This is a genomic window from Streptomyces sp. NPDC104313 (genome assembly GCF_055583985.1).
Map to the genome: position 1 here is coordinate 112,959 of NZ_JBVJMW010000014.1, position 20,847 is coordinate 133,805.

The 20,847-nt window shown below is 70.2% G+C and carries 15 protein-coding genes and 2 pseudogenes; 4 read left to right on the plus strand and 13 right to left on the minus strand.

The genetic code is table 11. The features are described 5' to 3' along the window. Positions 1 to 172: 172 nt before the first annotated feature. Both ACZ60Q_RS28280 and ACZ60Q_RS28285 read left to right on the plus strand, forming a co-directional pair. Positions 173 to 328: a hypothetical protein gene (locus ACZ60Q_RS28280; RefSeq protein WP_469640153.1), complete on the plus strand. Its 156-nt coding sequence runs from the start codon at positions 173 to 175 to the stop codon at positions 326 to 328. 429 nt (positions 329 to 757) lie between these two features. Beyond that, entirely contained in the window at positions 758 to 1,681 is a 924-nt protein-coding gene (locus ACZ60Q_RS28285) for a hypothetical protein (RefSeq protein WP_469640155.1), read from the plus strand. A 62-nt stretch (positions 1,682 to 1,743) separates the two neighbouring features. Here the strand turns inward: ACZ60Q_RS28285 and ACZ60Q_RS28290 are convergent, their stop codons facing one another. The 6 genes from ACZ60Q_RS28290 to ACZ60Q_RS28315 all read right to left on the minus strand — a co-directional run bounded on the left by ACZ60Q_RS28290 (position 1,744) and on the right by ACZ60Q_RS28315 (position 8,335). Continuing rightward, a complete protein-coding gene (locus ACZ60Q_RS28290) occupies positions 1,744 to 2,388 on the minus strand; it encodes a response regulator (RefSeq protein WP_469640266.1) in 645 nt (214 codons plus the stop codon). A gap of 53 nt (positions 2,389 to 2,441) precedes the next feature. Further along, on the minus strand, positions 2,442 to 3,782 hold the full coding sequence (locus tag ACZ60Q_RS28295) for a sensor histidine kinase (RefSeq protein WP_469640156.1): 1,341 nt from the start codon (positions 3,780 to 3,782) through the stop codon (positions 2,442 to 2,444). Between the two features lie 435 nt (positions 3,783 to 4,217). Continuing rightward, entirely contained in the window at positions 4,218 to 4,469 is a 252-nt protein-coding gene (locus tag ACZ60Q_RS28300; RefSeq protein WP_469640158.1) for a hypothetical protein, read from the minus strand. Between the two features lie 595 nt (positions 4,470 to 5,064). Further along, entirely contained in the window at positions 5,065 to 5,754 is a 690-nt protein-coding gene (locus tag ACZ60Q_RS28305; protein ID WP_469640160.1) for a hypothetical protein, read from the minus strand. Between the two features lie 36 nt (positions 5,755 to 5,790). Continuing rightward, positions 5,791 to 8,040: a hypothetical protein gene (locus ACZ60Q_RS28310; RefSeq protein WP_469640162.1), complete on the minus strand. Its 2,250-nt coding sequence runs from the start codon at positions 8,038 to 8,040 to the stop codon at positions 5,791 to 5,793. 13 nt (positions 8,041 to 8,053) lie between these two features. Next, positions 8,054 to 8,335: a hypothetical protein gene (locus ACZ60Q_RS28315; protein WP_469640164.1), complete on the minus strand. Its 282-nt coding sequence runs from the start codon at positions 8,333 to 8,335 to the stop codon at positions 8,054 to 8,056. Between the two features lie 643 nt (positions 8,336 to 8,978). On the opposite strand from ACZ60Q_RS28315, the gene ACZ60Q_RS28320 reads away from it, so the two are divergent. Then, on the plus strand, positions 8,979 to 9,518 hold the full coding sequence (locus ACZ60Q_RS28320) for an ArsR/SmtB family transcription factor (protein ID WP_469640166.1): 540 nt from the start codon (positions 8,979 to 8,981) through the stop codon (positions 9,516 to 9,518). After that, complete coding sequence (locus tag ACZ60Q_RS28325; protein ID WP_469640168.1) at positions 9,515 to 10,822, plus strand: MFS transporter; 1,308 nt, start codon at positions 9,515 to 9,517, stop codon at positions 10,820 to 10,822. Before ACZ60Q_RS28320 ends, ACZ60Q_RS28325 begins: the two co-directional genes overlap by 4 nt. Before the next feature lie 233 nt (positions 10,823 to 11,055). On the opposite strand, the gene ACZ60Q_RS28330 is transcribed toward ACZ60Q_RS28325, so the two are convergent. The 7 genes and pseudogenes from ACZ60Q_RS28330 to ACZ60Q_RS28360 form a co-directional block, all read right to left on the minus strand. Further along, positions 11,056 to 12,213 (minus strand): thioesterase domain-containing protein, encoded by a 1,158-nt coding sequence (locus ACZ60Q_RS28330; RefSeq protein WP_469640268.1) that lies wholly within the window; start codon positions 12,211 to 12,213, stop codon positions 11,056 to 11,058. Further along, a pseudogene (locus tag ACZ60Q_RS28335) lies at positions 12,187 to 13,686 on the minus strand (amino acid adenylation domain-containing protein); the annotation flags it as partial. The gene ACZ60Q_RS28330 and the pseudogene ACZ60Q_RS28335, both read right to left, overlap by 27 nt. A gap of 96 nt (positions 13,687 to 13,782) precedes the next feature. Further along, positions 13,783 to 15,231 (minus strand): annotated as a pseudogene (locus ACZ60Q_RS28340) (condensation domain-containing protein); the annotation flags it as partial. Positions 15,232 to 15,242: 11 nt separating this feature from the next. After that, on the minus strand, positions 15,243 to 16,280 hold the full coding sequence (gene gntD, locus ACZ60Q_RS28345; protein WP_469640170.1) for a guanitoxin biosynthesis L-enduracididine beta-hydroxylase GntD: 1,038 nt from the start codon (positions 16,278 to 16,280) through the stop codon (positions 15,243 to 15,245). Next, positions 16,273 to 16,509 (minus strand): MbtH family protein, encoded by a 237-nt coding sequence (locus tag ACZ60Q_RS28350; RefSeq protein WP_469640172.1) that lies wholly within the window; start codon positions 16,507 to 16,509, stop codon positions 16,273 to 16,275. Before ACZ60Q_RS28350 ends, gntD begins: the two co-directional genes overlap by 8 nt. Before the next feature lie 14 nt (positions 16,510 to 16,523). Then, positions 16,524 to 19,958, minus strand: a complete 3,435-nt coding sequence (locus ACZ60Q_RS28355; protein WP_469640173.1) for a non-ribosomal peptide synthetase — start codon at positions 19,956 to 19,958, stop codon at positions 16,524 to 16,526. Between the two features lie 14 nt (positions 19,959 to 19,972). Next, positions 19,973 to 20,779 carry a phytanoyl-CoA dioxygenase family protein gene (locus ACZ60Q_RS28360; protein WP_469640175.1) on the minus strand — a complete coding sequence of 269 codons (807 nt, stop codon included), beginning with the start codon at positions 20,777 to 20,779 and terminating at the stop codon, positions 19,973 to 19,975. Positions 20,780 to 20,847 lie beyond the last annotated feature (68 nt).

Here is a 20,847-nt window from a genome sequence, read left to right on the forward strand (position 1 = left end):
GGCTGAGCTTCCCGATGCCATCACGTGATCAGGCTGTTACAGCACCGCTTCGGGGTTTATGCAGGTCAGGCGTCTGCCGCTGGTCAGCGAGTCAGCGAGAGGTCAGCAATAGCCGCAGGTCAGCGCCGGATTCAGCGGTTGTGACCAGCCTGAAGAAGGAACCATCCCGATCATGTCGAACAAAATTGCGCGAGGTAGGGGCGGTTTCATCAAGCCCCGCGAGTGCCGCAGGCCCTCAGACTGCCCGCGCCTCTACGCGATCCGCTTCCGCAACACCTGGGGCAACCAGGCCGAGGAGTCGGCTTCCCCACCCAGGACGCTGCCGTAGAGCGTCCGACCGAACTGTACGAAGCTCGCAGGACCACGCCGAGGACCATCGCCCAACGGCTGGAACCCCTCGGCGAGTTGCGCCTCGAGGAGTACACGAAGGTGTGGTTCGGCCGTAAGCGCGGTCCCACCGGGAACGCGAAGGCGGCGACCGAGTGCCGGATGCGCTCCTGCACCTGTCCGGAGATCGGCTCATGCACGAGGCACACCTTCATCACGCTTCAGCGTGATGGGAGAAGGCTCAGCACGCGGCCACCGGCTTCTCCCCGCAGTCCGTGAACAGCCCCGTGTACGCCGGGGTGTGGCCTGCCACACCCCGGGTGTGCGGTGGACCGCAGTGACGGAGGGTGGCCCGGCGCGAAAGAGTCGCCATATGACCCCAACATCACGTTCCGTCACCACCGGCCGCACGCGCGGTCCCGGTCGAGCCGTGGGCCTTCTCCCTCGCACGGGCAGGGCGCTCACCGTTCTCTCCGTGGCCCTCCTCCTCGTCTTCCTCTTCGTCCCCGAACCCTTGGCGACGGTTATGTCGACCGGGGGTGACGGCGAGCGGCGCGATCTGGCCGACCGCTTCTCCGCTTCGTTCCTCGCATACTGGAACTCCGGCCACCGGACCTTTCCGCCGGAACTGGACAGAGCGGTCGACTACTGGTTCCATTTCCACGTCGTCAAGGCCGTGACAGCCGCGCTGCTGCTGATCACGCTCGGCGCCCTGGGGCTTCTCCTCTGGAAGGCGTTCCAGCGGGCCGGCGGGCTCGCGCTGCGGGGCCGGGTCGCGCTCGCATCGGCCGGGACACTCGTCACCACGCTCGTGCTCGTGTCGATGGCCGCCGTCATGGCCAACGTCCAGGGAGCCATCGCGCCCTTCTCCTCGCTGCTGCCGATGCTGCCGATCAAGGCGCCCCACGGAGAACTCGCCGACGCCTTCGCCGACATCAGAGGGCAGTTGGCCGACCGGCCGGGTGCGGGCGCCCAGTACCCTCCCCCGCTCCGGTTCATGCTCGACGACTTCTCCCGGTACCACGCGGTGATAGCGGTGGCCGCCGCGATAGTGGCGGCCACCCTGGCCGGGGTGAGCGCGAGGGCCTGGAGACGGTTCACGAAACCCGTGCAGTCCGTGCGGTCCGTAGAGCTCGCGGAGTCCGTGGGGCTCGCGACGTCCGCCCGGTCGGCCGGGTCCTCGAACTCCGCGACGGCCTGGACGTCCGACAGACGCGCACGGCGCGCGTTCGGGTCACTCGGCCTTGTCGCCGGCGGGCTGGCGCTGGCCTTTGCCGTGGTCTCCGTGGCGAACGTGGGCACCGCGGCCGACCCCGCGCCAGGTCTCCTCGCCTTCTTCGAAGGCGCGTGGTGATCGGGGGGCTGTGAGTACGGGTGCGCTGTGCGTCGGAGCATGTCGACGCTCCGTCGCCGCTGTCAGGCGTTGAGATAGGCGAGGACCGCGAGGACCCGGCGGTGCTGGGCGTCGTCGGGCGGCAGGCCGAGCTTGGCGAAGACGTTGCCGATGTGCTTCTCCACCGCGCTGTTCGAGAGCACCAGCCGCCGGGCGATGGCGGAGTTGGAATGGCCCTCGGCCATCTGGGCCAGCAACTGCCGTTCTCGTACGGTCAGCGCACCCAGCGGGTCGCCCCCGCGGTGCCGGGCCAGCATCTGGGCGACGACCTGCGGATCAAGCACGGTCGCGCCGGCGGCGACGCGCGCGAGGGCGTCAAGGAACTCCTCGACCTTGGCGACCCGGTCCTTCAGCAGATAGCCGACGGCACCGGACCCGTCCGCGAGCAGGTCGGCGGCGTAGGACACCTCCACGTACTGGCTGAGCACCAGCGTAGGGGTGCCGGGGATGCGGTCACGGGCGGTGATCGCCGCGCGCAGACCCTCGTCGGTGTGGGTCGGCGGCATCCGTACGTCGACGACCGAAACGTCCGGGCGGTGGGTGAGGACCGCTTCCACCAGGGCCGGTCCGTCCCCGACGGCCGCGACCACCTGGTGGCCGTCCTCGGCGAGCAGACGGACGAGGCCCTCGCGAAGCAGGACCGCGTCGTCGGCGACCACGATCCGCAGCGGTTCCCGGTGGCCGGGGGACGACGGGCCACCGGGCACGATGCCGCTCCGGGTCAGCTCCATGGCAGCTCCGCCGTGATCGTCGTCGGTCCGTCCTCGGGACTCAGGACGCGCAGCCGCCCACCGGCAGCGTGCACTCGGTCGGCGAGCCCCCTCAGTCCGTGCCCCTTGGCCAGGGCCGCGCCGCCCACTCCGTCGTCGGTGACCCAGACGCGCAGGGTCTGTCCGGCGCGCCGCGCCCCGACGGTGCAGCGCAGGGCGTGGCTGTGCTTGGCCACATTCGTGAGCGCCTCTGCGACCACGAAGTACGCGGCCGTCTCCACGGCGGCGGCGGGCCGTTCGGCCAGCGGGCCGACGTCCAGCTCGGCGGGCACGGCGCTGCGCGCGCACAGGGAGCCGAGCGCCTCGCACAGTCCTCGGTCGACGAGGATCGGCGGGGCGATCCCGCGCGAGAGGGCACGTAACTCGTCCAGCGCCTCCTGGGTCCGCACGACCGCGTCGGCCAGTGCGTCCCGGACGAGTTCCGGCCTGCTGTCGAAGTGGTGCTGGGCGCGGCCCAGTTCCATTGCCAGCCGCACGAGCTGTTGTTGCGGTCCGTCGTGGATGTCGCGTTCGAGCCTCCGCAGCGCCGCGGCCTCCGCCGTCACCGCCGCGACGACCTGCGCCCGGGCGGTGTCCCGCTCCTGCTCGAGTCCGCTGATCCTGCGGTGCAGCGCTGACTTGCTGCTCAGCAGCGCGTGCCCGAGACCGGTCTGCGCGGTGACGCCGGCCCGGGTGACGAGCGGCAGGGTGAGCAGGAACAGCGCGGCGACCGTGAGCGCGAGGACGAGCCGCTCGGATGGCGCTGTCAGCCCCAGGCTGAGGGCGACGTGGGAATGGTCGCTGCCCGCGTACAGGGTCATGGGGTGCAGCGCACCGGGGGTGATGTCGTTGCGCAGCGGATAGGTGGCGGTCGCGAGTCCCACGAACCACCACAGCACGGTCACCAGCGAGGTGATCAGGACGATGGGAAGCACGAGGACCGCGTGGGCCAAGTCGAGCCACGGGCCGGCGGGGTCCGCCGTCTCCTTCTGCCTCGGGTGCCGACCGGCGGCCGGCTCCCGTTGGGAGGAGGCCCGCACCTTGCCGATGCGCCACCGCTCCAGGTCGCCGGGGAGCCGTGCGATCGCCACGGCACGGCTCGCGGCGGGCTCCGAACCCGGTAGCAGGGAGCCGACCGTACCGGCGCACAGGCCGCCCGCCACCACCAGCAGTCCGAGGACGGCGGTCACCGGCGCGGTCAGGAGGTACAGCGATTCCACGAGGGTGCGGCGTACGGCGGAGCCGACGCGCCCGGCTCCCGGCCGCCACCGGCCTGCGGCGGCCACGGCCTCGGAGGGCAAGGAGTCGACCATGCCGTCAGCATAATGTCGCCCCGTTCGGCCGGCGGAACGGTCCACCTCCCGGGGTGGGGCGGGGCGTTGGCGAGATCCGCTGGCCTTCGAGGTCCTGCGGGCCGTCCGAGGCGTCGGAGTTCGACGACCGGCTGAAGGCCCCGATCCTGGACACCGACCGGACCCCCGATACCGCACCGCGGCAAGGCGTCGAAGCCCTCCCGGCCCAACACCTCGTCGTAGCTGGCCAGATCACCGGACAGATGATCGGCCCCGTCTCCACCGGTGCGGCACACAGAAAGCAGGCCGTCCGACAGGAGTCCCAGGTCCCTCTTGCAGACCGGCCGCCCCACGGTGACCGGCCGCCCCACGGTGACCGGCGGCACCCTTCCGGAGGCAGCGCCGCACAAACGTGTGCAGGGCCCGCCCCCGAAGGGCGGGCCCTGCACGTGTGTTCTAGCGGCCGTGGAAGTACTGGGCGTAGAAGTAGCCGCGCTCCGCCTTGAAGTGCTCCCTGTTCTCGTTGGCGTAGGTGATGCCGTGCGGGCCGCCGACGTTCAGGAATTCCGCACTCGCGCGGTGGCCCTCGACGGACTGGTATCCGGCTCCGACCTTGCCGCCCTCCCAGTCGTTGGCGGCCGCGGGGGCGACAGCAACGAATCCTGCGGCCGCGACGGTTGCCACGGTGATCGCGATGCGACGAAACATGAGCTCTCCCTCTCAAAGAAGGCGTAACAGGTAGTGGACAGCAAGAACTATTACTGCTGTCGCGTTGCCTGCCGAGCAGAATCGCCTTGCCGAATGCCGAAACCACTCTTCTGGAGCCATAGTTGAACCCGGCAGTACTCAGCCTCTCGCCCGGAGTTCCGACCGAGGTCAAGCCTCTGAAGCTCTTCTGCTTCCGAGCTCCCCCGGGTGCGGACCGGTTGCCGCGTCCTGAACAGCGTTCCCGGTCCACGCGCCGGCGCCACCAACGGCACCGTCATCGGAAAGGGGTCGCACTCGGCGAAGGCTGCGAACACACGGCGAAGTCCGCTCGGCAGCTCGTGCCGCAAGACCTCGATCACACCATCGAAGTCCTGCCCCTGCTGGCTGAACGGGACTTCAGAGAGGCCTACAGGCTCGACCGGCAGGCCACAGAGTCCTCCCAAGGGGCGAAACCCGCGGGAACCGCGTCTTCGCCCCGCCAACGGAATATGGCCCGCATGCCCTCTTCCTGGACCAGGACGATGTCGAACTCCTCCGCTACGCAGGCGCCCGGTGACCCAAGTCCGCGTGGCACAAGGAGATCAGAGGGGTGAAGTCATCGGCGACGCAGATCAGGTGCAACCGCTCCTGGGGACCTGGGACGCGACCATCGCTCCGAGCCGGTCGCGGACCAGGTGCTCGAACTCCGGGCGGGCGGTGCGGGGCCGGCACTGGCTCTTGCTGATCTCGCCACGATCAGGGGTGGAGCGGTGGGCGAGGATGTCGGGTAAGGGGCGTGCCGGCCCCGGCTGACCTGGCCCTGGGGGCAGGTCAGCCGGTGGCGGTCGTAGTCGATGTGGAAGTAGTCGCGGGCGAAGCCGCCGGCGAGGCGATACTGCCGGGTGGGGTGTCCCGGCAGCGGACCGGTGACGGTGACCTGGTGGTCCCGGGCGGCTTGTTCGGGGTGGACCAGGCAGGTGTAGCCGCTGTCGACCAGGTGCTCGGCGGGCAGCAGGCCGCGGCGGCGCAGGCGGGTGTGGATGCCGGGCTGAGCCCTACTGTCGTGCGTGGTGGCCTCAGTGGTGGCCACGTCCGTGATCACGTTGGGGCTGTCGGGATCACATGTCTCTGTCAGGTGAGCGGAGAATCCCTTCCAGCTGACGATGTGTCCGTGACGTGCGCAGCGGGCCGAGGTGTCGTAGCGAGAGACGATCGCCCTGGACGAAGGCGGCAGCCCGGGCCCGCCGTCCTCGTCGGTGCGCCGGCGCAGGTGTCCTGCGGCGTCGCGGTGGTGGTTCTGCACCATGATCTGGCGCAGTGCTCAAAAGGCGGACCCATCTCTCTACGAGCCCTGCTCTTCGCGCCCACCCAGGTCCTCCACCGCGTCGCGCATCGCACGGACCGACAGCAGCGTCCGGGCCAGATTCCGGGTGACTTCGGCACCCGCTTTTCCGGTCAGCGGGCGATCGCTGCCGTCCTTCACCGCCGCGGCCGAAAGCGCTTCGAGCTCCGCCTGTAGGTGCTGTGCCGTCTGCAGCAGCCGTTCGGTCAGGTCCGCCACAGCGTCCGCCCGCTGCGACAGAGGCATCCCGACGGTTGCCGAGGCCGACCCTGAGAGCGATGCCGCGGCGGTGACCGCCGGCGCCGCCTCGCTCGCCGTGCCCCGGGACGACGGTGGAGACACGAAGGCTCCGAGCGACGCCGACGAATTCCCCGAGGGAGCCGCCGACGAGTGATGCGGGAGCTGGGGAGATACCGCAGGTGTGGGGCTGCCGCTGTTGTTCGGCGCCATGGCCGAGGGACTAGGGCCCTGGCGGGCGGCGGGCACCTTCAGCCGGCGCTTTCCCGATTCCTTGGGGAACTCACGATCGAACCAAGCCGTGCTCATCTCTTCGATCATCCGGTTTCCGGACCGGCTCACCCGGATCGGTTTGCGATCACCCTCGTCCATGGCCCTCGCCAGCTCGCGCAGGACCGCCACCGCCATGATCCGGTTGCTCCGGAGAGCGTTGAGATGGTTCTTCACCGTGCGCCGCACCCGGGCGGCCTTGGCACCGTCGTCGTCGTCCGTCTTCTGGCCGGCCAACGAGCCCCGGTCGGCATCGATGATGTCGAAAGCAGCCAGCCAGTGCGCTGCCCTGAAGGCCACGAGCTCCTCGAATGCGTCGTCGTCCTTGTCCGCGACCTTGAGCAGCTCCCTCAACGGGCGCCCGGAGAACTGCAAACCGGCTCGCACGGTTCCGGCGTTGAACACCTCGGCGATACGAGGGTTCCATGGTGCCGGGTAACTCTCCGAGGTGAGCGCGGACCACGCGCGAGCGCGCCGGTTGATCTCAGGGCTGCTGAGCTGCGAGGGAGGTGACTCGCTCAGTGCTCGGCGAATCAACAGTTTCTTGTGGAGGTCGGACGGGAAGAGCTCTCGCAAGATCTTCATGGAGCGAATATCCCGAAGCTCAGAAACAGTAGCGTCCTCTCCGGCGTCGGGCAGCTCCTTGATGGGTGCCAGCCCCGACAGGACCTGCGACTCCTTCTCGTCGAGTACACCCTGCGCCACGTACATGCCGAGAACGCTACGGCCCAGGGCTCGCCCTCGATCGTTCGGTACGAATTCAAGTGGCGGGTGCACGTGATCCCGACGGTTGCTCATCTGCACGATGCGGTAGATCCGCTCGGGTGTTGGCGTGCCGACCACCAAATGGGCTGTCACCACTGCCACGTTCGCCGCCCGGATCGCTGTCGCCTCGGCGCCATCGGCGAGGTCTGCCTCTGCGTGCTCCTGATTCAGTCGCGCCGACAGTTTCCCAAGCCAGGACTGCGGAACGAAGTCGACCTTGTCCCCGTGCAGCCCCAGCTTGATTTCCGGAACCCCGGTGAGAACCTCTGCGGAGGTGACACCAAAGATGTCCTGACGTCGCTTTGTTCGATTGTTTCCGCGAACGGCCATCCAGCCCACGTAGTCGGTGGGATATTCAAGGGTGCCGTCGACACCCCTTGGAGGCGCTTCATCGAGACGGAAGAGCTGCGGGATGTACATGCCTGGTTCTTGCTGACCGTTCAGGACCAGGTCTTCCTTGAGGTCGTAGGTCCGCAGACCATCTCGCCGATCCAGCTCGTCGGACGCCTCCTCCGTATTGGATGTGAGCCACTGTCGACTGGGTGACCGGCTCATCAGGGCGGCGTACGGCTCGTCGCCCTCCTCGGAGCCTTCACGAGTCCAGGGATACACCCTGGTGAGAGCGCGTTTCGTTCCACCGCCAACCGCCGGGTCAGCAGTGGAATTCCACAATGAGCTGATTCGCTCATTATGTTCCCATACGACTCCTGCCACTCCATGCATATGCACTTCAACTACCAGCATCTCGCCCGCATCGGTTCTCACCCTCCGCAAGGCCCCTTCCCGAAACGTGCGGACACCATTGATGTCCGGCTCACTCAGGGTTTCCTCGGGATTCACGAGGAAGACGGCTGCATTATCCAGCGCGACGCGTGGGCACTTCACTCCGGGAGTTGAGCATGCGGCATCTACCCACGCGCGCTGACGTTCCACTGAAACCGGCAACGGAAACGGCCCGCCGGTTGTAAGTTGGCTCATCGAATACTCCGGTTCACTCGTTATTCCAATCGAACAAGTCCACTGCGACCATGAAGGACTTCGTGGCCAGTGTCGCCGCCTCGTCGCCGGATGCGCGTAGTGCCTCCCGAGCGGCCAGGAGGAGGGCGGCCACCCGGACCGCCAGGGCGAAACGCTGCCTCTTGTTCTGCCTCGCCAGTTCGCGCTCGATCTCCAACAGTTTCCGGGAGATGCCGAGGTCAGCGCTGGAGGGCAGGCCGATTTCGGGCGTGTTGTCAGGCTCATGCGAAGGACCCGAAGTCGAGGCGGCGGACATGAGGGAACCCTTCGAGCGGCGGCTTGGAACGCTAACCATGCCATTGAATATTGGCCGACTCTTGCGAATGCCACACAAAGCAACAAATTGGTCATTTTTGATCAATCATGGAAATAAATCGATCGCTTTGGAGGTGGATCTCCTTTAGTGAGGGGTGTCGTTAGAAAAACGAATGACTAAGCACTCCCCGCGAGGCGGGTAGCGAAATCTCTGCGCAGTAGCACCTCTCACTCCTCTATTGACTTAGCGGTCAATTGATGGTAGGCCCTGGGGGTGCTGCCGCCTCTCTGTCACGCCGTGGTGTTGGCTCGCTTTGGAGCTGCGTGAGGGGTAAGCGTCGGCGAACTCGGCGTACCGCTCCAGGGCGGTTCACCCCGGATACCGCGCCACTTCCGCGACTGGCTTACCGATTTCGCCGCCGGGGTCGCAAACGTGGGCGTCGCGAGACCGACGCCATCCGCGGCACCCCTCGTACGCGCGGGTCGGCGGCAAGGCCCTCGGACCGGTCCTGTTCGACTCCGTCGAGACCTCCACCCACCACGTCGCCGAAGCCGTCTGCCGCGTCGACTGGCGGACAGCCGTCTCTTCCCATGTCCAAAAGAAGTCTTTGACAGTGCGGAGCCGGGACCGGATACTCATCGCCATGTCCGCTGCCGAGAAACGCACGGAGCTCAGCAGCCTGCGCGCGCTGGCTCATCCACTGCGTCTGCGCCTGCTCTCCCTGGTCACGGCGCATGCCATGAGTGCCAGTGAGGCCGCGCGCGAGCTGGGTGAGTCACAGGCGAACGTCAGCTACCACATGCGTCATCTGCATGCCGTCGGCCTGCTGGAAATGGTCGAGGAGACCTCCGTGCGCGGCGGCCGGGCCAAGCGGTACCGCCACAGTCCGGCGAGCGGGGACTCCGTCACCGGAGGATCGCTCGACGACTACGCGGTCCTGGCCTCCGCCTTCGCCGAGGAACTCCAGCGCCGCAGCCTGAAGCGGGTGGCCGGGTCGCCGGGCGCGTTCACCGACGCCGAGCTGTGGCTGCCCCCTGACGCGTGGGAGCGGGTGCATGACCTCGCCCGGGAGCTGGGCGAGGTCATGCACGCCGAGGCGCTGCCGCCGGACACGCCGGGGACCGTACGTGCCAGCGCGACGCTCATGCTGTTCGAAATGGCCCGGGAAGGAACCTCGGAGTGACCGAGCGAGTCAAGAGGGCGTCCGTCCTGGCGTCTCTACGCCACCGGAACTTCCGCAACCTGGTGTTCGGCCGCACGATGACCCACTGCGCCAATTCCATGGCGCCCATCGCCCTGGCCTTCGCCGTCCTGGACATGACGGGCTCGGCGGTGGACGTCGGGATCGTCGTCGGCTCCCGGTCGATCGCCAACGTCCTCCTCGTGCTCTTCGGCGGCATCCTCGCCGACCGTGTGCCGCGCGCCCTCATCCTTCAGGGATCCAGCCTGTCGGCCGCTACGGTGCAGGCGGCGGTCGCGGTGGTGGTACTCACCGACTCTGCCTCGCTCGGGGTACTCATCCTGCTGAGCGTGGTCAACGGCGCGGTGTCGGCGGTGTCGATGCCCGCGTCCGCCTCGTTGGTCCCGCAGACCGTTCCGGTCGCGGAACTGCGTCCCGCCAACGCACTGAGCCGCATGGGTGTGAACACCGGCATGATCGTCGGCGCCTCGACCGGCGGCATGATCGCGGCCGTCTTCAGCCCCGGCTGGGGCTTGGCCGCCAACGCCGTTGTGTTCGCGGGTGCCGCCCTCGCCTACCACGGCGTACGCGTGCCCCGGTCGAAGCCCACATCGGACACGCCCTCCCATCCGATGCGCGAACTCCGGGAAGGATGGACGGAGTTCACCGCACGCACATGGGTGTGGGTGGTGGTGCTCCAGTTCTTTGTGGTCAACGCCGTGACCTCGGGCGGCATCCAGGTGCTCGGACCGACCATCGCCGACAGCACATACGGGCGTACCGCCTGGGGGCTGGTCCTCGCCACCCAGATGGTCGGCGCGCTCATCGGCGGATTCCTGGTGGGCCGTTCCCGCTCCCGGCACGCCCTGCGCATCGGCGTGGCCGTGGTGGCCCTGGACGCCCTGCCGTTGGTCGCGCTGGCCGAGGCGGCTCCCTTGGCGCTGCTGGTGGCGGCGATGTTCGTCAACGGCATCGCGCTGGAGCAGTTCGGGGTCGCCTGGGACGTGTCGCTCCAGGAGAACGTCCCGGCCGACAAGCTGGCCAGGGTCTACTCGTACGACATGCTCGGCTCGATCCTCGCTCTGCCCATCGGCGAGATGACGGCAGGCGTCCTCTCCGAGCGCTTCGGATCGCGCGCGACGCTTCTCGGCGGCGTCTGTCTGGTCCTCTCCGTCACCGTCTTGGCACTGAGTAGCAGGGAGGTCCGGGCGCTGACCGTGAAGGGCGGGCACGAGGACGCCGAGATTCCTAGTGAGGCCGCCGCTGCCGTTGCCGCTGCTGAGCCGATGCGGGACCCGGCGGAGTGAGGACCGTGAGAACCGTAGGTCCGGAAGTGTGAAGGCCCCTGCTTGACCTGGCGGTCGACCACTGCGGCGGTCGACCGCCGTGATGTGCGGGAACACCGCGGGGCAGAGGGCCCGCAGGTGCGCGACCGTGGCGCGTCCTCGCGCCGCTGCCGCATCACCTCCGGGGCACGGGACTGCCGTCGTACGTGCCGCATCGGCCGCCGAACTCCTCCCCGGGCGGCAGCGGCTCCGGGTCATCGACCGCCGTCCGTCCCATGTGTTCCACCCGTCCCGTGCAGTGCTTCCAGCCAGGCCCGCGTCTCCCGCGCAGCCGAAGACACGTGCGGTCGGCGCATGACACTGTGGTGGTCGCCGGGCACCTCCCGGATCGCCAGGCCATCGCCGAGCATCGGCCGCCAGGGCTCCCAGCGCTCCTCGGCCCGTTCGTCACGGCACGCCAGGTAGAGCGCCGGCCCCGGATGTGGCGTGACACGGTGCCGGGACAGCGCCTCCCGGTTGGCGCGGAAGACCTCCAGCCGCCCCCGCAGCTGGTCGAGCTCCGTCTCCTCGCCCAGCACGCCGCGGCGGAGCGCCCACTCCAGAAGCGCGGTCACATCGGGCCACATCCCGTCGTGTACGTTCTCGGTCAGCCCTGCCCCCGCCGCCAGATGGGCACCGAACTCGGCGATCGGGTCGGCGACGTCGAACTCGGGGCCGGGCACGGTGCTGTCGATGAGCACCACCGGGGGCGGCATACCTCCCGCCGTCCGCAGCCGGTGCGCCATCTCCACCGCGACCACCCCGCCCATCGACCACCCCAGCAGCGCCGACGGCCGGTCGACGCCCTCCTGGCGCAGCAGCGTCAGGTAGTGGTCGGCCATTTCGGGTACGGACTTCAGCGGACCCGGACCCGTTACGGGATCGAGGCCGGGCGCGGTGGTCCCGAGGACCGGGAACCCGGCACCGAGAGCGGTGGCGAACTCGGCGTACGCCAGGACATCCCCGCCCACCGGTGGCAGGCAGACCACGGGGGCGCCGCCGGCCCCCTCCCGCAGGACCGTCACCCGCGCCGCCGCACTCGGTGGTCCCGTTTTCCCGTGCAGCAGTTCGGCGTAGAGCTCCACGGTCGGCGCCTCGAACAAGGACGTCGGGGCAAGTCGCGCGCCGGCTTCCCGGTTCAGGCGGCCGACCACGCGCAGCGCCGTCAACGAGTTGCCGCCCAGCACGAAGAAGTCGTCCGCCAAGCGCAGCCCGTCGCGCCCGAGCACTTCGCCCCAGACGTCAGCAACCAGGCGCTGTCGCGCCGTTCGCGGCGGCGGCGAGTCCGGCCGGCCGGCCGGCGCCCCGGGGTCGGGCAGCGCCCGCCGGTCGGTCTTCCCGCTGGCCGTCAGCGGGAGGGCGGGCAGCACCACGTACTGCGACGGCACCAGGTGCGCGGGCAGCCGCGAACGCAGTGCCGTGGCCAGCGCACGGGGGGCGAGCGTTTCCGGACCCGCCACGTATGCCACCAGCCGGGCCTCCGGGCCCTTCCCGTACGCCGTTACGGCCGCGCCGCGCACGCCGGGCGAGCGCAGCAGGGCGTGTTCGATCTCGCCGGGCTCGATTCGCAGGCCGTGCAGTTTGATCTGGTGGTCAGCGCGGCCGAGATACTCCAACTCCCTGTCGGGACGCAGCCGTACGAGGTCACCGGTGCGGTAGATCCGGCCACCGCGACCGGACACGAGCGGACCGGGCTCGAACGGGTCGGGCATGAAATGCGCGGCGGTGAGTGCGGGCCGGCCGAGATAGCCGCGTGCCAGCCCCGTGCCGCCGAGGTACAGCTCGCCCACCGCGCCCTCGGGCAGCGGACCGCCGCGCTCGTCGAGCACGTACGCGAAGCTGCCGTCCACCGGTCGGCCGATCGCGGGCCGGTCCGTCTCCGGTGGCACCTCGCTCCAGGTGGAGTAGACGGTGTCCTCGCTCGGCCCGTAGAGGTTGACGAGGCGGCGGACCGTCCCCTTCGCGTGCACCGCCCTCGCGAGTGTGGCCGGCAGCGGCTCACCGGCGAGGTTCACGGTGCGTACGGTCGCGGGCAGGGAGTGCTCCAGCAGATGGTCCTGGAGGAGGCTGGGGACCGTGTTGACGAGAGTGACCGGCGGGATGTCTTCCCGGTCCGGCAGCTCGGACACCCCTGCCAGGCCGTCGGTGAGCACCACGGTGCCGCCCGCCGCCAACGGCACGAACAGCTCGAAGACGGAGATGTCGAACGATATCGGCGTGGCGGCCAGCACGCCCGCCAACTCCTCTGCCGAGTACGTCCGCAGGGCCCACTCGACCATCGCGACGACACTGCGGTGTTCGACCGCCACGCCCTTGGGCCGGCCGGTCGAACCCGAGGTGTAGAGCACATAGGCGAGGTCCGCGGGACCGAACCGCGCACCGCCCTGTTCCTGCTCCTGGTTCCGGGGCGCGGCTTCGTCCGCGTCGCTCTCGTCGACCCGCACGGTACGCACTCCGGCCGCGCGGAACGCGTCCTGCCCCGCGTCCGTAGCGGTGCCCGCGTCCGCACCGGTACCTGTGCCCGTACCGGTATCGGTGATCACGAGGCGTATACCGCAGTCTTCCAGTATCCAGGCCAGGCGCTCGGCGGGCAGGGCGGTGTCGAGCGGTACGTAGACCGCCCCGGCCATGAGGACGCCCAGGACGGCGACGGGCATCCGCGCGGTCCGCCCCAGATGGATTCCGACCCGGTCCCCCGGTCCGACACCGAACGCCGCGAGCCGGTCGCGGAACGCGCGTGCCCGGGCGTGCAGTTCCCCGTACGTCAGGCGCTCGGTGCCCGCCGCCAGGACGAGGGCCAAGGCGTCCGGGGTGCGTTCCGCCTGCCGCGCCACCAGGTCGCACACGGTGGCCCCGGACGGACCGCCGGGGTCCGCGCCCCGAAGGGCGGCGGGACGGCCCGCAGTCCCCAGCCCGGACAGGCCGAGTGCGGTGCCGTGGTCGGCGACCGCGTGGAGGACGGCGACGACATCGTCCAGCAGGCGCCGCGCCGTCGCCTCCTCGAAGCGGCTTTCGGCGAGGCTCAGGCGCAGGGCGAGGCTGCCGTCCGGCCGTTCACTCACCCACAGGTCCACGTCGAACCGGAATCCGCCGCCGGGAGGCGTGATCGTCTCGCCCGGCACGCCTCCCAGCACCACCGGGTGCTCCGTGAAGCCCTCCATGGACAGGAATGCCTGGAAGAGCGGATTGCGTCCGGGCACCCGCCGAGCGCCCGCCGCGTCCACCAGGACGTCGAAGGGCACGTCCTGGTGGGCGTAGGCGTCCAGGGCCGTCCGCCGCGTGCGCGACAGCAGCTCGGCGAAGGTCTCCGCCCCGGCGGGCGCGCTGCGCAGCACGACGGTGTTCACGAACAGCCCCACCGTCCCCTCAGTCTCCTGACGGTGGCGACCGGACACGGGTGACCCGACCAGTACGTCCTCCTGTCCCGTGAACCGGTGCAGGGTCAGGGAGTAGGCGGCCAGCAGCATCATGAAGGGTGTGACGCCTTCGGCGTGCCCGCGCTCCCGCAGCCGCTCGGCGGTCCCCGCCGGCAGCTCCGCGGCGGCGCCGACGACCCCGTCGGCCCCAGCGACTCCATCCGCCACGACCACCCCGGCCGCACGGTCGGCAGGCAACGTGAGGAGTTCGGGTGCGTCCGCCAACTGCCGCTGCCAGTAGGCGAGGTGCTCGGCGGCCTCCGGGCCCTCCAGCCAGGCACGCTGCCAGGCGGCGTGTTGCGCGTAACGGTGTCGGGGCGCCGGCAGTGCCGCCCGCCGCCCTGCCACCTCGGCTTCGTAGAGCGTGGCCAGGTCGGCGAAGAGGATCTCCAGCGACCAGCCGTCGGCCACGCTGTGATGCAGCGTCAGCAGCAGGACGGTGTCCTGGTGTGTGAGCAGGACCTCGACGCGCACGAGCGGCCCCCCGTCGAGGCGGAAGGGAGTGTCGGCCGCCGTCTCGACGCGCCGCCGAATCTCCTCCGTCGCCTCGCCCTCCGCCGCCTCGTCCGGCGACGCCGGCCCGCGCAGGTCGGTCACGGGACACCGCAGCGGTTCGCCGGAGGGCAGTTGGACCGGCACCCCGTCGATCTCGGTGTACCGCATACGCAGCATCTCGTGCCGCTCGACCAGCGCGAGCAGCGCCCGGCGCAGCGCGGCGGTGTCCACAGGGCCGCGGAAGCGGTAGGCCAGCGGGATGACGTATGAGGCACTGCCGGGTGTCAACTGCCCCATGAACCACATGCGTCGCTGCGCCGCGGTCAGCAGGACCTCGTCACCGAGCCGCTTCTCGCCGCGGACCCTGGCGAGGAAAGCGCTCCGGCGCTCCGGCGAGAGGAGCGAGAAGCGCTCGAAGGGGCCCTCGGCGCCGACGGACGGGCGCATGTCCTCCGCCGGCATCGGCCGTCCGGTGTCCATCGCGCTGTCCGTCACTGCTCGCCGACGAGCACGTGCCGGGTCTCCTTGCTCCAGGCGGGCCAGCTGCGGCCCAGGTCCCTGCTGACGCTGATGCGCTTCAGCCAGCGGTCCTTGCCGTCGTACTGGGCGGCGAACGGCCTGCGCCCGTGCACGGCCGTGCGGTTGTCCACCAGCAGCATGTCGCCCGGCGTCAGCGCCACGGGGCGCAGGGACGCCTCCACCGTGTCGTAGAACCGCCGCAGTGCCTCGGCCACTCGGCCGTCTTCCGGAGGCTCCAGAAAGTACGGGTCCACGCACGCGTACGGGCGCTCGCGCGGCCCGAAGAGCACCGGCCGGAGCTCGGCCCCGTCACCCGTCACACCGTGCGAGTGGTCGGGGAGCTGGCGGAACCTCGGTTCGAAGAGCACGTCGAAGGCCGGGTCGCCCAGGTCCCAGTCGGCCGCGCAGCTCACCGTCGTGGCGGCGGCCGTGGGATTGCGCAGGCACAGCAGGCCGACGTAGTCCGGCCGGAACGGGTGGAAGGCGTCCTCCGTGTGCCACCAGATCGGCTCCTGACTGGCGAAGTTGATCTGGGTGTTCTCGTACTCCCGCATCGGCAGCACGTCGTGCACCACCGCGCCGTCCTGCTGACTCCGCCAGCCGAAGACCTCGCCGACGAGGGAGCCGATGAGCACCGCCTGGATCTCCTGGCGGTGGGTGCGTTCGTGCGCCGCTCCGTCGCCCCACGACGAGGGCGTGGTGCCGACGGCCTCGTCGTCCACCGCGAGGCCGCGGACAAGGGCGTAGGCGGCCGGGCCGTCCTGCCGTAGTCTTCCCAGCGCCCGCCGGAGCCGTATCGGCAGCTCGTGGGCGATCACCGGGGCCTCGCGGCAGAGGTCGTGCGACGCCGCCGCGGGCGCCTCGCCGGCCAGCCGGGACGTGACGTCCTCCAGCACCTGGCGCTCGGCGTCCGTCAGGGTCAGCTCGATGCCAGGGGTGTACGTCGGTGCGCTCATACCCCTCCCTTCGGGTCCCTCGGACTCCTCGGTGAGGTCGACCGTCTCAGCCATGGTTTCCTCCGCCTTCCGCTGCCAGGGCATCGCGCACCGACTTCGGGCGCATATCGGTCCAGTGCTCTTCGATGTACGCCAGGCAGGCGGCTTTGTCCCGCGCCTCACCCACCGTCCGCCAGCCGTCGGGAACGGGGTCGCCGACCGCCCAGATCGAGTACTGGTCCTCGTCGTTGACCACCACGAAGCAGGCGTTCTCCACGCCATCGTCGGTGTCCGTGTTCTCCATGGAGCCGTTCCTCCTCACTCGCGCCGTTCCGCGCCGGGTTCACCGGCGGGGCCCAGCAGTTCGTCGAGCAGCGTGTCCAGTCGCGCGAGACCCGCGGCGTTCTCCGCGCCCATCTCCTCCCGCACACTTCCTTCTCCGGCCTCTTCGGCTTCGCTCTCGGCCCGTGCCACGAGCCCGGCGAGGCCAGCGACCGTGGGGTCGCCGAAGAAGCCCGTGAAGGAGACGCTGACCGAGAACTCCTCCCGGATGCCCGTCAGCAGCCGTGCCACCAGCAAGGAGCTGCCTCCGAGCCGGAAGAAGTCCTCGTCGCGCCCCACCGCGTCCGTGCCGAGGGCGGTCGCGAACCGGTGGGCGACGCGCCGCTCCCGTCGGCCGCGCGGTTCGACGCGCTCCCCGCCGCCACGCCGGGCGGGGCCGAAACGCGGCTCCGGCAGCCCACGCTGGTCGACCTTGCCGTTGACCGTCAGCGGGAAGGTGTCCATCACGACGTACGCGGCGGGCACCATGTAGGCGGGCAGCCGCGCCCGGAGGTACTCACGCAGCGCCTCTTCGTCCGGGTTCGTCCCTGGCAGGGGAGTCGCGTACGCCACGAGCCGCCGGTCGGCGGAGCGCTCGCCCCACACCCGGACAAAGGCGGTGCCGATCTCCGGGTGCTCCTCCAACACGGTCCGGACCTCGCCCAGTTCCACTCGATAGCCGCGGATCTTCACCTGATCGTCGGCGCGGCCGAGGAATTCGAGGGTGCCGTCGGGCTGGTACCGCGCCTGGTCTCCGGTCCGGTACAGGCGGGCGCCCGGATCGCCGGAGAACGGGTCGGGAACGAAGGCGGCGGCGGTGGCGGCGGGCATGCCGAGGTAGCCGTGGGCCAGGCCGATGCCGCCGACGCACACCTCTCCGGTGACGCCGACGGGCACCAGGCGTCCCCACGCGTCCAGGAGATACACGCGGGACGCGGTGACGGGCCGCCCGATCGGAGCCCAGGCGGGCCAGCCGGCCGGATCGGGCCCGAGGGCGTGCGCGGTGGTGACGTGGGTCTCCGAGGGGCCGTACTCGTTGTGCAGCCGCCCGTCCGGCAGGCCGGTGAACAGACAGCGCAGGTCATCCGTGACGACGAGCTGCTCCGAACCGGAGATCACCGTGCGCAGGGTGTCCGGGAGTCCGCCGCCCGCCCGGTGCCCCTCGGCCATCTGCTGGAGCGCCGCCGCGGGGATGAAGAGCCGCTCCACGCGGAGCGAGGTGAGCAGCGCCGCCAGGCCGTGGACGTCGCGCCGCTGGTCCTCCGAGATGAGGACGAGCGTCCCGCCTGCCGCGAAGGTGGAGAAGATCTCCTGGAACGAGACGTCGAAGCTCAGCGAGGCGAACTGGAGGGTCCGCCGCCCCGGCGGCACCGGAGTGCGGCTCTCCAACTGCCAGGCGACGAGGTTGCTCACCGCCCGGTGCGGCATGCAGATGCCCTTGGGGCGGCCGGTGGATCCGGAGGTGTACGTCACGTACGCCACCGCGTCCGCCGGAATCCGGGTCACCGGGGCGGGGACAGGGACGTCGGGGGCATGTTCGTGGGCCTCGGCGACCTCGGCAACGTCCAAGAATCGTGCCGCGGTCGGCGGCAGCCCGGTGCGGGTGTGCGCGTCGACGAGCACCACCGGGGCGGCCGTGTCCTCAAGGATCATGGCGAGGCGTTCCGCCGGGTGGTCGAGGTCCAGGGGCACGTAGGCGGCGCCCGCCTTCAGCACGCCGAGGACCGCGGCGACCATGGCGGGGGAGCGCCGCACCGCCACGGCCACGAAGTCACCCGGCCGCACGGACACCTCACGCAGAGCGTGTGCCACCGCCTCGGCTTGTGCGTCGAGTTCGCCGTACGTCACGCGCCGGCCGTCCTGCTCCAGCGCCGTACGGCCGGGCTCGGCCGCCACCCGACGCTCGAACCACTGGTGCGCGAGCGGGGCGGGAGAGGGCGCGGTACCGGTGTCGTTCCAGGCGCGCAGGACGAGGTCGCGTTCGGCGGTGTCGAGCAGGTCGTGGTCGGCGAGCGGGGTGTCGGGGGAAGCGGCGATGGCGTCGGCGATGCGGCCCAGCCGGCCGGCCATCCGCTCCATCGTGTCCCGGTCGAACATCGACGTGTCGTACTCAAGGGTCAGTCGCGTGCCGTCGCCGGTGCCGGTGGCGAACAGCGCCAGGTCGAACTTGGCGTCGCCGCCCCCGACCGGGATCTCCCGGCACGTGGCCCCCGCCAGCTCCAAGGCGTCCACGCCCTCGCCTTCGGCGGCGAACCACACCTGGAACAGCGGATGCCGCACGTCCTGCCGGGGCGGGGCCACGGCTTCGACGACCGCGTCGTAGGGAGCGGCGGCGTGGGCGTGGGCCTCGGCGAGGGATTCGGAGGTGCGCGAAAGCAACCGCCGGAAGGAGGCGCGGGCCGGTACCGCGAGCCGCAGCGCGAACGTGTTGAGGAAGAAGCCGACCATTCGGTGGGTCTCGGGTCGGTCGCGGAGCGTGACAGGCGTCCCGACCACCATGTCCTGCTCCCCTGTGACACGGTGCAGCAGGGCGGCCCACACCGTGAGCAGTACCGTGAACGGGGAACAGCCCTCCGCGCGGCCGAGGTCCAGTAGCGCACCGAGAGTGGCGGGGCGAGCCGGGACGCGGACATGAGCCGCCGGGGCGCCCCCGGGCGGACCGGAGACCGGAAGGTCCATGCGCCGGGGGGCTTCTCGCAACCGCTCGGCCCAGTAGCTGACCTGAGGCGCCGTCAGCTCCGGCCGCTCATGCTCCCGCACCGCCCAGTCCAGGTACGAAGGCCCCGGGGCCACACCCGCCTCGTTGCCGTCGCCGTCGTCGGCGGCGGTTCGAGCGGACCGATAGAGCTCGGCCAGATCGCTCTGGAGAATGCCCAGGGACCAGTCGTCGACCAGGATGTGATGCAGCACCATGCCGAGCGTCCAGCGGCGCCCGGGGTGCTGGTAGAGCGTCAGCCTCACCGGTGGCGCCTGTGCCAGGTCGAACGGTGTGCCGGCCCGCTCCGCCAGCGCCGCCGCGAGAGCGGCTTCGTCGTCGTACGAGCCCCGGGTCGGGTCCGCGGTCCGGGCAGGGCCGCCGAGTTCCACGATCTCCACCTCGGGCGGGACGTCGAGCACGACCTGTTCCACCGCGTCCCCGTCTCCCGCCGTGCGGAAGACGGTCCGTAGCGCCGCGTGTCGCAGGCACAGCCGTTCCAGGGCGCGTACGAGCGCGGTCTCGTCCAGGTCGCCTTCGAGTCGCCAGGCCGATGCGACGTTGTACGCGGCACTGTCCGGCCGCATCGTCTGCGCCAGCCACATCCGCCGCTGCCCCCGGGAGAGAGGGCCGCTACCGCGGTCACCGCGCGGTAGCGCGCCGTCCCCGCGCGGCCGGGCGAGGCCACGCTGGGCGAGCAGCGCGGCGATCCGCTTTTCGCGACTGTCCATTCTCATGGCGGCCGTCCCTTCTAACCGCGCGGGATTTCGGCGACGAGCGCGTTGTCGCCGACGGTCAGGACCGGGTCGGGGGCTCGGCTCGCGAGAAAGTCGGGGCGCGGGTCGGGCACGTCGCGTAGCGGGTTCTCCACGCTGTTGTAACTGACCAGCACCATGGTCCTGTTGTCCGGGGACATGTTGGGACCGGAGCCGTGGAGGATGCTGCTGTGGAACAGCAGCACGGACCCCGCCGGGGCCTTGGGCGCCACGATTCCCCGTTGCTTGGCGGCGGCAGCCAGCGCCTCCACGCGCAGTGAGTACTTCAGCTTCGACGTGAGGGTCTGGGTCCAGTCCGCGTCGCGCGTGTCAACGGCGCACAACCCGTCCCGGTGCGACCCGGGGACGAACATCAATGGGCCGTTGAATTCGTCCACGTCGTCCAGCAGTATCGCCGCGCTGAGCGCCCGGTCGGTCGGCATTCCGTCCTCGTCACGCCAGAACCGGAAATCCTGATGCCATTCCCACACATCACCCACGAGAGCGATCTTCGCGTTGATTTTGAACTGGAACACATGGACGTCACTGCCCAGCAACTGACGCGCGGGATCGACCAGCCGGGGAAGCCTTACCAGCGTACGGAACACGGGGTTGGTCTCGTGCACCCCGTGCACCCCGCGAACAACGCCGCTGCCCTCCTCCAGTACCCGCCGGGGCGAGTCCTCGTTGAATACCACGGGGATCTCTCCGCGCAGTACGTCGAGTTCCGCGCGATTCACGTACCCGGGCAGCAGAAGATATCCATCCTTCTCGTACTGCTCGACCTGTTCCTCGGTAAGCAAAGGGAAGCCCGCCTCTCCGCTCGGAGGTCTCTCGTATCTCCGCAGGATTTCAACAACGCCGACATTCT